The sequence below is a fragment of the Filimonas lacunae genome, from assembly GCF_002355595.1.
Lineage (GTDB): Bacteria > Bacteroidota > Bacteroidia > Chitinophagales > Chitinophagaceae > Filimonas > Filimonas lacunae.
In genome coordinates this window covers 1,218,535-1,231,763 of sequence record NZ_AP017422.1, presented here as the reverse complement: position 1 = coordinate 1,231,763, position 13,229 = coordinate 1,218,535, and the positions used below count along the sequence as shown (strand labels likewise).

Genomic DNA, 13,229 nt, shown 5'->3' with positions numbered 1-13,229 from the left:
ATACTTGTCACTATTACTGTGCTAATTTCTCTGCCGCACAATTAATCAGCAACTTTACCCGTCAGGCACAATGGGCCTTCTTAATCTCTACTGCAATGAAAATGCAACAAACATGGAAAACATCCATAATGGTGTTAACCCAATATCATGTAAAAACTGCCTGGCAGAACAGGTTTCTGGAAGTATTGGACGAGTATGTGCGTATTGCTGCCACGAAGGAGGGAAACATAATGTCAGCCGCCTATTATGAAAGAGGTGATGCGTGTATCATGTGGATTGTAGAAAGATGGAGCAGTCATACCTTCTATAAGCAAAATAAAAAGAGCACCGACGCAAAGGCCGTCGGTGCTTTCACAAAGATGGGCTTATCATCGCCACCTGAAACTACTTTTGTAAAAGAACTGGAGTCGTTTTCCAAAGAAGTAAACCAGGATGCGTTAACCATTATGCTGTTTATAGACGTAAAGGCCGGCACTGAAAAACAATTCATATCCATCAACCGTAACCTGGCACCAGTGTTACAGGAAGCTCCCGGTGTACTATTTTATCAGCTTAGCCAGGTAATTAACAACAAAACCAGGTTTGTAGTGTGTAAGCAATTCCGCGACTGGGATACATTCCGGTATCACCTGCAGGAGCCGGCGCTTCAACCTGTATTAATATTCCTGCAAACGTCTATAAAAGAACCGCCCTTTGAAAAAGGGTATCATCACCTTATTCCTTTTGCGCCGCAGTAAGAATCACTTCAGCAACTTTTTCAGGTTTTGAAAGCATGGCTACGTGACTTGCAGCAAGGTGATAGGTGGTGGCATGAATGTTCTCTGCCATTTCGGTTTCCAACTGTGGCGATATCATATGATCATTATCCGACACGATGAAATAACTTGGCTTGTTTTTCCATGCAGGATTTGACACTTTGGCGCCTATAGTACTAACATGAAAACGCCCTTGTCCTGCTGCAATAATCTTTGCCTCCTGCTGTGGAAGATCCTGTGCAAAATGGTTGATAACCGTTTCTTCTTTAAGCCGGATATAACCATCCGTTACGATCGGGTCTGCTAACCCCGGCACATTAGGAATTTTTCTTGCTTCGTGCGCATCCCTGCTAATGCTTTCCACACTCTGCCCCTCTCCCGGCGCATAAGCCGCTACATACACCAATGATTTTACTTTTTCGTTATTACCAGCCTGGGTAATAACTACACCTCCCCATGAATGCCCTACCAATATCACCTTTCCCGGAGCCTCTGCTATCGCGCGTTCCACAAAGGCCACATCATCGTTTAAGGAGGTTAGTGGGTTTTGAACAGCCATTACCCGGTATCCTTTTTTCTGCAAAATGGGTATCACTTTATTCCAGGATGAACCATCAGCAAAAGCGCCATGAACCAGTACGATCGTTGGCTTGTCGCTTTCATTAGAAGACATCACTTTTTTAGGGGCGTTTACGAAGGACATAACGGACAAGCTCATAGCCGCCAGCGCCGTTCCGGTTATTCCTGCTACTAAATACTTTGCATTCATAATGTTTACATTAATAATAGTTATAAAAATATTACAGTATAAAATTGAGCAACTAACCATCATCAAACAAATAACCTGGTTGAATGATCCTCTTAAAATTTTAATAGACACCTGCACAGCTATTACATTTTTGATACTACTGATTACTACAGTGATTTTATAAATCAAGTGAATGATGAGAGTTTTGTTGAAAACAAACACAATGAAGAACAAAACACACTACCATGTAGTAAAGATTAATGGAGTAGATATTTTCTACAGAGAAGCAGGGCCAGCAGATGCACCCGTATTATTCTTGTTGCATGGCTATCCAACATCATCGCATATGTACCGCAACCTGATCAATGATCTGTCAGATAAGTATCACCTGATTGCCCCGGACTATCCCGGTTACGGCAGAAGCGAGCAACCTCTTATGGCCGATTTTGAATACAGTTTTGCCAACTATGCCAAAATCATGGAAGCATTGCTGGAGCACCTCAACATTGAAAAGTTTAGTGTATACCTGATGGACTATGGCGCTCCCGTTGGCTGGACTATTGCCTCTAAACATCCCGACAGGATAGAAACAATTATTGTACAAAATGGCTGTTGCTATGAAGAAGGATTAGAAACCTTTTGGGACCCTATTAAAGCCCTTTGGAAAAATCGTAATGATCAGGATGCCATCAAGGCTTGCCAGGCATTTCATAGCCCCGATGGTTTGAAATGGCAATACACCCATCATGTGCCGGATGCCAGTGTTATATCACCCGACAACTGGGAGGTTGACTTACGGCATCTACAACGCCCCGAAAATGATGACATACAAATTCAACTCTTTTACGATTACCAGAATAACGTAAAACAGTACCCCAAATGGCAGGAATACCTGCGCACAAAAAATCCTGAAATGTTAATTGTATATGGTAAAGACGATTACATTTTTCCCGGCGTTGGCGCAGAAGCATTTAAAAAAGATGTAAAGAATCTTGAATTCCATTTATATCCAACAGGGCATTTCGCGCTCGAAAGTTTTGGCGATGAAATCACAACCACCATCCGGAACTTCTTAGACAGGAAAGTAGGTAAAGACGTAGTTATACCTGACGAGTGCGGCGATTCGCTCTGGGATAAGGTTTTGGCGCAAGACCCCGGTAAGGATACTGCGCATGCCTGATTATAATAAAAGCAATGTTAAATGGCAATGAATTATGCATCCCTGGCATTTACAGATGCGGTGAAAGACATGCAGGAAAAACTAGGCAGCCGTAAAAGCTATGCCCGTCATGAAAAGAGAAGTGAGGTGGATGGCATGACGGAGCAGGAGATTGTTTTTATCTCAGGGCAAGATAGTTTTTACATAGCCACCATTGGTGAAAATGGCTATCCCTATATACAACATAGAGGAGGCCCCAGGGGATTTATTAAAGTGCTGGACACAAAACGATTGGGCATTATTGATTTTAAAGGGAATGGCCAATACATTACTGTGGGCAACCTGGCTACCAATAACAACGTGTCGTTGATCATGGTCGATTATCCGACAAGAGCAAGATTGAAATTATACGCCAAAGCCAGGATCGTTGAACTCGAAGACGATCCTGCGCTGTATGCACAACTTGACCTGGAGGAGTATCAGTTTCGCCCGGAAAGAATGATGGTATTTGAGATAGCCGCCTACGATTGGAACTGTCCGCAACACATAACACCCCGGTACACCATGGAGGAGATCAATAAAGCCTTTGCATCACAGCATGAATACATTGCACAATTGGAAGCAGAAATAGAAAAAATAAAACAAAAAACAAAACCATGAGAATAGTCTGGCTACTGCTGATCTTCTTATGCGGCACCCTGTTACCTGTACAGGGTGGCCTTAATGCAAAGCTCGCCAAGTCATTGGCGAGCCCTCTATACGCCTCTATGATCTGTTTTATGGTAGGCGCAATCGCTATGGCAATTTATATCCCCTTCACCAAAGAAACGCTTTCCTGGCAACTGTTGAAGGGCAGTTCTATTACTTCCATAACAGGCGGCGGTATCATTGGCGCTTTGTTTATTACCGCAAGCATGATGGCACTTCCTAAATTAGGCATGGCGCTTACGTTTGGATTGGTAGTAGCCGGCCAGGTGATCATCTCCGTATTACTAGATCATTATAACATCCTGGTGGCAGTACCACACCCTATCAATGTATGGCGTGGCCTGGGTGTGCTATTGATCATTGCAGGAGTTGCTATTGTAGAAAAGTTTTAAGAAACCAAACAAACAATTTATACACGCTCCATTAAAAGTTCCAATAATGAGAAAGACAATTCAATCGATGGCCACCCTATTTATGATGGCAGCCATTTCCGTACAGGGCTATTCCCAAAAACCTTCTTCAGAACTATTAACACCCACCAATCATGCATTGGTGCTGGTAGATCACCAAAGTCAGATGGGTTTTGCTACAAAGAATATCAGCATTACCGAATTGCGTAGTAATGCAGCAATTGTAGCTGGTTCATCCAAAATATTCAACATACCCACCGTGGTAACTACTGTTGCAGCCAAATCCTTTAGCGGTCCTGTTTTTAGTGAAATAACAGAATTCTATCCCGCTACTGGTTATATCAACAGAACCACGATGAATTGCTGGGAAGATGTAAATGCGCACAAAGCCATCACCGCCAAAAATCAAAAGAAACTCATTTTTGCCGGGTTATGGACAAGTGTGTGTATAGTAGGGCCGGCTTTATCAGCTAAGGCAGATGGTTATGATGTATACGTAATTACCGATGCCTGCGGCGACGTTAGCAAAGAGGCGCACGACATGGCGATTAGCAGGATGATACAGGCCGGTGTAAAACCAATGACAGCCATGCAATACATACTGGAACTGCAACGCGACTGGGCCAGAAGTGAAACCTATAAAGGCGTAACCGATCTTATTAAAAAATATGGTGGCGCCTATGGCATCGGCATTCAATATGCACATGAGATGCTAAAACACTAATTTTTATTATGTTTTTACCGGTGTAACCCTTCAGGCAGCGTTTTAGTTAAAAGCCTTCGGATATATCCGAAGGCTTTTAACTATATATTAAGGGGTATTATTCACCTCCTTTATAAAATGGATAACGCCGTTCATGTAAAATGACTGCTGATCGTACATGCTGAGGTGGCTACCATTGGCACAGTATAAAAACTGTCCATGCTGTACTTGCTGGCTCATCCACTTGATATGTTCAGGATCCATTTCGTCATATTTTGCACCTATAAACAGTGCAGGTATTGTAATATCTTTTAATCGGGTGCTTATATCCCAGTTGCGTAAACTGCCAATAATACCTAATTCACTGGGGCCTTGTAAAGCCATATAATAAGGTGCATTCAATTTACCAAGCGCCCTGTTAAGAGGCTCAGGCCATTGTTCCAATGGCATGCGGCAAATATGCTGCGCATAAAAATTCTTCATCACAAGCTCCATATATTTCGGATTGCCATAATCGTTTCTGGCAGAGATAGCATTGATGGTATCCATCTCAACCTTCGGTATTTCTTTCACCAGCACTTGTTGAATATAGCGGTTAAACTCCTGGCCGCTTGCTACCATGTTCGATACAATGATCGCCTTCAGGTGCCGTTGGTATTTCGCAGCGTACTCCATAGCTAATAAACCACCCCACGAATGACCAAACAGATAAAAGTTTTCTTTATCCAGGTGTAGTGCCTGCCTTACCAGCTCCAACTCCTCCACAGCACTGGCTACATTGTAGCGGCTGCTATCACCCGGTTTGTCACTGTTGCCATTACCCATTTCATCATAATAATAAAACTCAATTCCCTGACCAGGGAAATAGCTTTCAAACACTTCCAGGTAATCGTGAGGAAAACCAGGTCCGCCAGACAATAGCATCACTTTTATGTTGGGATTATTACCAATGCGTTTTGTCCATACATGGAATACGCCTTTACGAGTAGTGATGGGTACCATCTTAGCGCCGCCTGTTTGTACAGTAGTTGTATCTGTAACAAAATAGTCAGCCGTACCATTGCTCTCTTTACCCGGAGCCGAACAGCTAGCCAATAGCACCAGCCATAACATAGACGCTATCACTGCCGTCTTTTTTTTTAAATACATCATGTTGTGTGTTTTATTTCACAACAAAACTCTGCAATCTTTTAACACAATGACGATGATGGAAAGGGCAGGATCAATTAAAAAACTGATAGGTTCTATAACATAAGTTATTTACCTGATCACACCCTTTTGCTCACTTTTGATGGATCAATCAGGTCATAACAATTATTATTATGAAAGAGCAAATACTTTACAAAACAGCAGCAATAGATGGGCTAGAAATTTTTTATCGTGAAGCCGGAACTGCAGAACGCCCGCTATTATTGTTACTACATGGCTTCCCTTCTTCGTCGCATATGTACAGAGATCTTATTGCTGATCTATCCGAAGCATACCATATTATAGCTCCTGACTACCCGGGGTTTGGTCAAAGCAGCATGCCTGGCATAAAGCAGTTCTCGTATACATTCGACAATTTATCAGTTATCATGGAACGCTTTATTGATCACCTGCAACTCAGGGATATCAACCTATATATCCAGGATTACGGTGGTCCTATAGGGTTACGGATTGCCACCCGCCGTCCGCAACTGATTCAGTCATTGATCATACAAAATGCCAATGCCTATAATGAAGGGCTAGGAGACGCACTGGAGCCATTGATTACCTACATTCAACAACCTGATGCAGCGCATGAGCAAGCAGCCCGCTTTTTTCTCACGTTGGAAGCTACCCGATGGTTATACCTGAATGGCGCTCATGATCAGGCCCGGATAAGCCCGGATAGTTATATAACCGATCAATACTATCTCGACCGCGCAGGCAACGATGAAATACAACTGGCGCTTTTCCTCGATTATGGCAACAACCTGGCGCTGTACGATGAATGGCATGCGTATTTCAAAAAGCACCAGCCTAAAACAATGGTAGTATGGGGGAAAAACGATGCGCTGTTTATAGCTCCAGGCGGAGAAGCTTATAGAAAAGACCTGCCCAATGCAGAGATCATTCAAATTGATGGGGGCCACTTTTTACTGGAAGAGCATCACGCTTATGTTGCCGGATTGATAAACCGCTTTATTTCCTGATAGAAAATGGCAGGAGCTGACAACTGCAACAGGTCGCTACAATTCAAAAACCTCATTTCCCCTGCTGATCTGTTGCTTTTTATAATTAAAGGTATGCCGGTAAATCTGGTACGTTATCGGTTGCACCAAAACCTAGGTGCACCCTCCAAAAAGCTCGACTAAATATTTAAATTTTCCCGAATCCTATGTGAACACACTTCGTTCGGAGGATAAAGAAAGCCAGGCAAATTGTGTTTGCCCGGCTATTCCTGTTCCATGTTGGAGAAGAATATCTCACCCCCTAATTAAAAAATACTATTTCAATTTAGACTTATACTCACTTAAAACCTTTTCATATCCTTTGATAGTATCATCCATGATGAACCCAATAAACTTTTTATCCTTTATAGCCTGTTTACCTTCGGCAATGGCCTTCTCCTGGTTTTCAACTGCTTTTTTGTAATCCTCCATATTCGCATACAACATGGCCTTGTTCTCATATACCATCGACGTCGGCATCTGTGGGTTGCTCAGCAGTGATTCCCACGACTCCAGGGCATACTCATATAAATCGTATGGCAGCCCCTTTTTCTTAGCAATAACTGCTGCAACAGAACCCACATACCCCGGGCCGGATTTTTGCCATTCTTTCACAAAGGCCAAGGCAGTATCCGGACGAACTTCGAGCAGGGCCATAAATTTGAAAAAGCCAAAAGTTCCCTTAAAGTCAGGAGCCGCAATACTTCCGGAATCTAATATTTGCATGGCCAGATCATACTTTTTATCTGCTATCGCCTTTTCATAAGAATCGTAATATTTCTTATAAATACCAGCAATAGAATCAGACTTAGCCTGCCTTGCTTCAGTTTCCTTTTTAGTAGCCACCGGATCATAGTGACCGCTGTTTACCAGCTCTACTATAGAGTCTAGTTCAATGGGGTGCCCTATCCAAAGAATTACACTGTCTTTCACAATGAAAGTACAAGGTATTCCATCCTGACCTGCCGCCTTCATCCATTTATTACCCATGAACTGATCTTTACTATCCGTAACCACATTGAATCCCATATTTTCTCCCATTCCTTTTACAAACTTTGTAATCTTAGGCCAGGTAGATTCGTAGGAATTTTTTCCATGGCTACTTTCCCAGATATTAACCGCAATAACAGTTGCATCCTGCTTATGTTTTTTTGCAAACTCCGACAGGTGCGGCATGGATGCGATACATGGCCCACACCAGGTAGCCCAAAATTCAAACAAGTACAGATGGCCTTTTTCAAATTTTTTAACTGGCGCCCCTTTTAAACACAACCCGTATTTAAATGCAGGCACTCTATCACCTATACCTAAATTGGCTTTATTTTCCTGTGCAGACAATTTTGCGTTCAACACAAGCAACATTACACATGCCAGTATACACTTCCCTGGCTTCATTAAATTTTGAGACATTCTTATATTTTTTAAAATTCCTGAATAGAGTTAAAAGGCAATAGGATATACCCACATGAATCTGTCATACATTCATGTGTTGAATTACACTTACCTTGTTACGATATGGTTCTGTTGACTAAATACTTACTGATTAGGTATTGCAAATACAACATTATTATCTGTAGGCTGAATAGTAAGAGCAACACCGTTGTAATCTGCTGCATCTCTGGTCATAGGAAGTCCGTTACGGAAATAATCAAAGCTGCAATGTCCCTCAAATGCAAGTTCCATGCGTCTCTCTTTCAGGATAGCATCCAGCACAGCCGCATCTGCCAGATTATCCACTTCTGTTCCAGAAAGACCGGCACGCTGATGAATCAGTTTCAAATCAGCCTTTGCATTACTTACGTTATTCAGTTTGGCATAAGCCTCTGATCGGTTCAGATACACTTCCGCCAGCCGAAAGTAAATACAAGGCGCCAGCGTAGTACCGCCCTGATTCAGGCAAAGCCATTTGGTAGTTTCCACTTTTCCGGAAGCTGTATTAACTTTAAAAAACGTGCTGCGGAGGTCAATGGATGTATATAAAGATTTCAACTCTGCCGATGGAACAAATATTGCTCCCAACCCATCTGAAGGGTAATAATGATATAATAAACCGATTGGACTACCACCGGTAGTTGTATTATCATAAGCAAAGATGATCTCCTTATTGGAAGCGAATACAGAACGGCCAAGTGCTCCCGTTTCATCATCCCCCAACATATTGATATAATCTGTTCCCTGTAAAAGGTCATATTTGCCACTGGTTTGCGCTATAACACTATCTGCATAGGTAATCGCCAGTTGATTGGAAGCGGCGTCAGGACTGTCTATTGAACCTCCCATATACAGGTATACCCTTGACAACAACGCCCAGGCTGACGCGGTGCTTGCAAACGAATTGGTTTTAGTTACAGGGGCTTTCATAAGCTCTGCTGCTGATTTGAGTTCACTGACAATAAATGCATACAAATTCTTTACAGAAGAACGGGCAGGTATATCAGTTATGTCCGTACTTGTTTTCAGCGGAACAGCCAGATCCTGTGCGTTGGCCTGGTAGTAGGGCTTTCCGTAAATACGAACCAGATTGAAATATGTAAAGGCACGCAGAAATCTGTTCTCCCCTTCCGCATAAGTCACCTTATTCCTGTCCGCTTCTGTCAGTGAAGCAAATGTGGATGTCTTAAATTCCTGAATACCTTCCAGGGTTAAATTAGCACTTATAATCAACTGGTACGATCCACGGTAAAAATCAGCGCTGGAACCAGCTGCAAGCCCTGTACTATTTCTGAAGTAGAAAGCGTCTGTATACTGACCTACCGGCGCCCAATCCTGCAGTGTTACATTATCTCCCCTGTTTTCGCAAAGATCCTGTAAAACCATGCTGTAATAGATTCTATCACTGCCATTGAGGTAAGTATAGTTACCAACGGTTGTTTCTACAATGCCCGCCACAGACGAAAGTTCTCCCTTCTGATCAATTTTAGTCAGCGGACGTATTTCATCGATTTGCTTGTTGCATCCGGTTAAAAGAAATATAATCAGTATAAGTATTATGCAATGTTTCATTTTATAAGCTTTTGCTTGAATGCTAAAAAATAACCTGAACTCCGAATACATATCGGCGTGGAGCGCCAAGGCCAGCGCCAACAGAATTGCCGAAACTTTGGGCTTCTCCTACAGAAGGGCCTTCAGGGTCAGCAGCCAGCAAATTTTTCGAATACACTGTCCAGAGATTATCCGCACTTACATACAGCGTCATTCCGCTAATCCTTAATTTATTTGTCATGAAAGAAGACAGCTCATATCCCAGACGTATACTCCTAAGACGTGCGTGACTTCCATCGTGCATGGATTTGGACGAAGCATAATAAGAAGTGTTGGAATGGTAATACAACATAGGTTCGGTGGCATCTGCCTGCCCAGGTTGTGTCCATACTTTCTGATTGCTTCTGAAAGCCAGCTGAGTCACTGAGGGAATATAGCTACCTTGCTGAAAACTAGAATTGTAATCATTCACAATATATTTGAATGCATACGTTATCAGTACATTCAGAGAAAACTGCTTATAGGTAAAAGTATTGGTCAATCCTCCAAAATAGCGCGGACGAAAACTACCCAGTGTCTGAAATTGTCTTGGATCACTTTGGCCACCCACTTCTGCTACTGTGTTCACATATTGCTTTCCGGCTATATTACCTTTTTCATCAAATAGCAGTTTTTCAAACAATGGCTTGCCAGTCTGCGCATCAACCCCCGAATATCTGATGGCTTTCATCGCATTAATATCTTCTCCTTTGTACAAATAATAGGTACCTGTAGAATACCCCTGCTTAAGAGAATCATCTGCTACTTTTATAATACTATTAGTATTATAACTGATATTGAAAGACGATGTCCATTGAAAATTTTTATTGCGCACATTGGTTGAATTGATAAGCAGTTCTATACCGCGATTACGTACGGCAGCTACATTACGCCATTGGGTTCGGAAACCTGCTACTGCCGGCAGTGTTACCTTTTGCAAAAGATCTCTGGAATCGCGGTTATAAAAATCAACTGATGCATTGAAACGATTCCACAATCCTACATCTAATCCCGTACTTACTGTGCGGGTTACCTCCCAACGCAGGCTGGGGTTGCCTAAAATCGCAATTGTAGAGGCTGCCTGCCCGCCATAAATGCTTCCGGGCTGATACAGGGTTTGTGTAAGAAAGTTATCCCCTAACTGGGAGCCACTGGTGCCATAGTTAGCCCGTAATTTCAGGTTGTTTATAGCTTTGCAACTTTTCAGAAATTGCTCTTCACTTAAAACCCAGGCACCTCCGGTAGAAAAGAAAGTGCCATAACGCTGATCCCTTCCGAAGTTGCTGGATGCATCCGTACGAACAGATGCGCTAACGCTATATCTTCTTTTAAAAGTATAAGCTGCTTCACCAAATACTGAATAAACCGCCTGCTGCTCCTTACCACCATCCAGATTTCCTGCTTTTGTAGATGGAATACCGTAGGAAGAAAGATCAAACGATCCACCCAGCTGTCCGGCAAGGGTAATTACCGGATAACCGGCAGGAACATGATTTACATTCACCAGCATATCCTCTGCTGTAGTTTTGCCATATTCCATTGCCGCAAGGGCTGTAATACTATGTTCTCCGAAACTCTTCCGCATGTTCAGCTGATTGGAAGTAAGAAAAGAATACAGATAACTGGTATTGGTACCCAGGAAGCCCTGTGATGACCAAAATTGCCCCGATCCTGTAAACGATCTTACATCGTAGTAAGTTTCATTTTTAGAATAATTCAGGTTACCACTATTGGTGGTGGAAAAGGTGAGCCAATCTGTGATCTTATATTGTAACCGGATACTCCCGAATAACAATTGCGAACGCAGGCGGTTGAAGTTATACTGATTTTCAAACAAGGGGTTTGCGCGCTGTTGTGTGGCACCATTCACCTTGTATAAAAGATAAGGTTTCAAAGATCCATCTGCATTATATGGATTGGCCCAGGGAAATAAATAAAGCAGTGGGGCAGCGTTCAATCCTACATCCCGGTTACCATCATTCATGATCCCATTAATAGATACGTTTAACTGTAGGCGGTCGGTAACATTACTGGTCAGATTCAGGCGCAATGAACCTCGTTTCAGCCGGTTGTTTACTCCTGTGGACTGCTCATCGTAATAAGTTCCGCCAACGTAATATTTTGTGCGATCATTACCACCGCTGGCAGACAGGTCTACCTGACGGTTGCTGCTGTTAACAAAGGCATAATCCTGCCAGTTGAATTCGTTTGCCAAATCTGCCTGAGAAGGCAGCCGGTAATTCAGGTAAGCTTCTGCGGTAGGATACTGTGCTGATAATGCCGCTTCGTTTATCTGATAATCCTGTGTATAATATTCTTTCTGAAGATTATATAATTCCCGGCCGTTCAGGTACCTGACAGGACCACGGTTCGGATGGTTCAGGCCATATTTAATTTCTGCTGTTATCCGTGATTTAACGCCTGCCCCTTTTTTGGTAGTTACCACCAGTACGCCAGCTGCAGCGCGTGAGCCATAAATAGCAGTAGCCGCTGCATCCTTTAATACGCTGATATTATCTATCTCCTGTGGAGACACCACATCTTTCAGGTTCTGGTTAGGAAGAATTACGCCATCAAGCACAATCAGGGGCCCGTAATTGAGTTTGGGCATCACATATTCATTCACCTGGTCAACCCCCACTCCTGCAATACTACTCTGACCTCTTACAAAAATCTGTCCGCCGCTACTGGTAGGGTCTCCCGCATTCTGCTCCGATATATATAATCCTGTTGCCAGCCCCTTGAGCATAGAAACCGGATCGGATGTCATAATGCCTTTCCTGAACTGCTCACCAGATATAGTCTGTATTGCACCGGTAATCTCACCAGGTTTCTTCTGGGTATACCCTACAGTCACCACCACTTCTGCCACTTCCTCTGCCGCCGGTTTAAGACTGATATTCAAAAAAACATCGCTTCCAGACACGAGTAAATCCCTGGAAGTACCCTGGCAGCCCAAGCTGCTTATGGATAGCTTGTAATTGCCGGGTGCAACTTCAGGGAGCGTAAAGTTTCCGTTCTCATCTGCAGATACTCCACGTCCACCAGGAGCCAGTGTAATGGAGGCGCCTGCCAAAGGCTTGTCTCCACAAATCACTTTACCTTTTATATCTGCCAGCCCATCTGGATTTCCTGTGGCAGGCACTTCCCCCTTGGCGGCACTGCTCTTTTTGGATTTCAATCTGATCACTAATCCATTGATGTCATAAGCCAGAGGTAAATCCTTTAAGCATTTATCCAACACTTCCTGTACAGAGGCATCTTTAACACTGATCGTAACCGCCGGTAAGCCCACAATCAGATTTTCGTTGTATATAACAGAAACGCCTGCCTGCTTGGATATCTCATCCAACACCCTGGATAAAGAAGCCTGCTTTAAATTAAGACTGATCTTTTGTGAATGAACTTTTGTTGTCAGTTGTAAAAACAACAGCAATAAAAGAAATTTTGCAATTCTCATAATACAAAGCGATTTTGGTTGAAGAGGTATGTTTTAAAAATACCCGGTAAATTGTATAACAGTCAGTCAT

At 42.9% G+C, this 13,229-nt stretch carries 11 protein-coding genes; 6 read left to right on the top strand and 5 right to left on the bottom strand.

What is annotated here, in order from left to right:
- Positions 1 to 95: 95 nt before the first annotated feature.
- The gene (locus FLA_RS05110; RefSeq protein ID WP_084206510.1) at positions 96 to 737 is read left to right on the top strand and encodes a putative quinol monooxygenase; all 642 of its coding nucleotides are present in this window, start codon (positions 96 to 98) and stop codon (positions 735 to 737) included.
- On the opposite strand, the gene FLA_RS05105 is transcribed toward FLA_RS05110, so the two are convergent.
- Positions 715 to 1,524 carry an alpha/beta fold hydrolase gene (locus FLA_RS05105; RefSeq protein WP_076382438.1) on the bottom strand — a complete coding sequence of 270 codons (810 nt, stop codon included), beginning with the start codon at positions 1,522 to 1,524 and terminating at the stop codon, positions 715 to 717. The two genes, FLA_RS05110 and FLA_RS05105, sit on opposite strands and share 23 nt — an antisense overlap.
- 202 nt (positions 1,525 to 1,726) lie before the next feature.
- On the opposite strand from FLA_RS05105, the gene FLA_RS05100 reads away from it, so the two are divergent.
- Genes FLA_RS05100 through FLA_RS05085 form a run of 4 tightly spaced genes read left to right on the top strand, consistent with a single transcriptional unit; the run spans position 1,727 to position 4,504 of the window.
- Complete coding sequence (locus FLA_RS05100; RefSeq protein ID WP_084206511.1) at positions 1,727 to 2,683, top strand: alpha/beta fold hydrolase; 957 nt, start codon at positions 1,727 to 1,729, stop codon at positions 2,681 to 2,683.
- Between the two features lie 21 nt (positions 2,684 to 2,704).
- Positions 2,705 to 3,322 (top strand): pyridoxamine 5'-phosphate oxidase family protein, encoded by a 618-nt coding sequence (locus tag FLA_RS05095; protein WP_076382310.1) that lies wholly within the window; start codon positions 2,705 to 2,707, stop codon positions 3,320 to 3,322.
- Positions 3,319 to 3,762 (top strand): DMT family transporter, encoded by a 444-nt coding sequence (locus FLA_RS05090; protein ID WP_076382311.1) that lies wholly within the window; start codon positions 3,319 to 3,321, stop codon positions 3,760 to 3,762. Before FLA_RS05095 ends, FLA_RS05090 begins: the two co-directional genes overlap by 4 nt.
- 46 nt (positions 3,763 to 3,808) lie before the next feature.
- Positions 3,809 to 4,504: a hydrolase gene (locus tag FLA_RS05085; RefSeq protein ID WP_231940393.1), complete on the top strand. Its 696-nt coding sequence runs from the start codon at positions 3,809 to 3,811 to the stop codon at positions 4,502 to 4,504.
- A gap of 87 nt (positions 4,505 to 4,591) precedes the next feature.
- Here FLA_RS05085 and FLA_RS05080 read toward each other — a convergent pair whose 3' ends face one another.
- Positions 4,592 to 5,635, bottom strand: a complete 1,044-nt coding sequence (locus tag FLA_RS05080) for a proline iminopeptidase-family hydrolase (protein ID WP_076382312.1) — start codon at positions 5,633 to 5,635, stop codon at positions 4,592 to 4,594.
- A gap of 170 nt (positions 5,636 to 5,805) precedes the next feature.
- On the opposite strand from FLA_RS05080, the gene FLA_RS05075 reads away from it, so the two are divergent.
- Positions 5,806 to 6,660: an alpha/beta fold hydrolase gene (locus tag FLA_RS05075; RefSeq protein ID WP_076382313.1), complete on the top strand. Its 855-nt coding sequence runs from the start codon at positions 5,806 to 5,808 to the stop codon at positions 6,658 to 6,660.
- A gap of 294 nt (positions 6,661 to 6,954) precedes the next feature.
- Here the strand turns inward: FLA_RS05075 and FLA_RS05070 are convergent, their stop codons facing one another.
- The 3 genes from FLA_RS05070 to FLA_RS05060 all read right to left on the bottom strand — a co-directional run bounded on the left by FLA_RS05070 (position 6,955) and on the right by FLA_RS05060 (position 13,159).
- A complete protein-coding gene (locus FLA_RS05070) occupies positions 6,955 to 8,088 on the bottom strand; it encodes a redoxin family protein (RefSeq protein ID WP_084206513.1) in 1,134 nt (377 codons plus the stop codon).
- A 126-nt stretch (positions 8,089 to 8,214) separates the two neighbouring features.
- Positions 8,215 to 9,681 carry a RagB/SusD family nutrient uptake outer membrane protein gene (locus FLA_RS05065; protein ID WP_076382315.1) on the bottom strand — a complete coding sequence of 489 codons (1,467 nt, stop codon included), beginning with the start codon at positions 9,679 to 9,681 and terminating at the stop codon, positions 8,215 to 8,217.
- 22 nt (positions 9,682 to 9,703) lie between these two features.
- Positions 9,704 to 13,159 (bottom strand): SusC/RagA family TonB-linked outer membrane protein, encoded by a 3,456-nt coding sequence (locus FLA_RS05060; RefSeq protein WP_076382316.1) that lies wholly within the window; start codon positions 13,157 to 13,159, stop codon positions 9,704 to 9,706.
- Positions 13,160 to 13,229: the final 70 nt, after the last annotated feature.

What these genes read in the sequence shown, in the direction of transcription:
- FLA_RS05110 (WP_084206510.1), top strand. Translation starts at nt 96, where the DNA reads ATGAAAATGCAACAAACATGGAAAACATCCATAATGGTGTTAACCCAA.
- FLA_RS05105 (WP_076382438.1), bottom strand. Translation starts at nt 1,524, where the DNA reads ATGAATGCAAAGTATTTAGTAGCAGGAATAACCGGAACGGCGCTGGCG.
- FLA_RS05100 (WP_084206511.1), top strand. Translation starts at nt 1,727, where the DNA reads ATGAAGAACAAAACACACTACCATGTAGTAAAGATTAATGGAGTAGAT.
- FLA_RS05095 (WP_076382310.1), top strand. Translation starts at nt 2,705, where the DNA reads ATGGCAATGAATTATGCATCCCTGGCATTTACAGATGCGGTGAAAGAC.
- FLA_RS05090 (WP_076382311.1), top strand. Translation starts at nt 3,319, where the DNA reads ATGAGAATAGTCTGGCTACTGCTGATCTTCTTATGCGGCACCCTGTTA.
- FLA_RS05085 (WP_231940393.1), top strand. Translation starts at nt 3,809, where the DNA reads ATGAGAAAGACAATTCAATCGATGGCCACCCTATTTATGATGGCAGCC.
- FLA_RS05080 (WP_076382312.1), bottom strand. Translation starts at nt 5,635, where the DNA reads ATGATGTATTTAAAAAAAAAGACGGCAGTGATAGCGTCTATGTTATGG.
- FLA_RS05075 (WP_076382313.1), top strand. Translation starts at nt 5,806, where the DNA reads ATGAAAGAGCAAATACTTTACAAAACAGCAGCAATAGATGGGCTAGAA.
- FLA_RS05070 (WP_084206513.1), bottom strand. Translation starts at nt 8,088, where the DNA reads ATGTCTCAAAATTTAATGAAGCCAGGGAAGTGTATACTGGCATGTGTA.
- FLA_RS05065 (WP_076382315.1), bottom strand. Translation starts at nt 9,681, where the DNA reads ATGAAACATTGCATAATACTTATACTGATTATATTTCTTTTAACCGGA.
- FLA_RS05060 (WP_076382316.1), bottom strand. Translation starts at nt 13,159, where the DNA reads ATGAGAATTGCAAAATTTCTTTTATTGCTGTTGTTTTTACAACTGACA.